Source organism: Marinomonas sp. TI.3.20 (assembly GCF_038155025.1).
In the GTDB taxonomy this organism is placed as follows: domain Bacteria; phylum Pseudomonadota; class Gammaproteobacteria; order Pseudomonadales; family Marinomonadaceae; genus Marinomonas; species Marinomonas flavescens.
Window position 1 is genome coordinate 1 of record NZ_JBAKAS010000101.1, and the last position, 306, is coordinate 306.

The 306-nt window shown below is 55.2% G+C and carries 1 protein-coding gene; it reads right to left on the bottom strand.

Annotation, left to right across the window (positions count from 1 at the left end; translation table 11 throughout):
* Positions 1 to 306, bottom strand: a 306-nt coding sequence (locus V6259_RS19750) for an Ig-like domain-containing protein (protein WP_341585985.1), incomplete at both ends; no start/stop codon positions are given.

Here is a 306-nt window from a genome sequence, read left to right on the forward strand (position 1 = left end):
CCGCATCTACGCCACTCAAGGTCACACTCACCGTGCCCGCTTCGTCTGCGTTGGTCACTTCATCAGTGCCCTTAACTGTCACGGCGAAGTTGCTGTCGGTGTCCGCACTCGTGTCTAAATCTAACGTGTCCGTTTTAGTTGACGTATTGCCCGCATCATCAGTTGCTACAGCGCTGACGGTAATCGTGCCGTCGGTCAGATCGCTTAGGTCCGCATCCGCCACACTCCAGACGCCGTCAGTTTGTGTCGCGTCCACAACCACGTTGTTGGTGCCATCACTGAACGTCACTTTCACGGTTTGTGCAT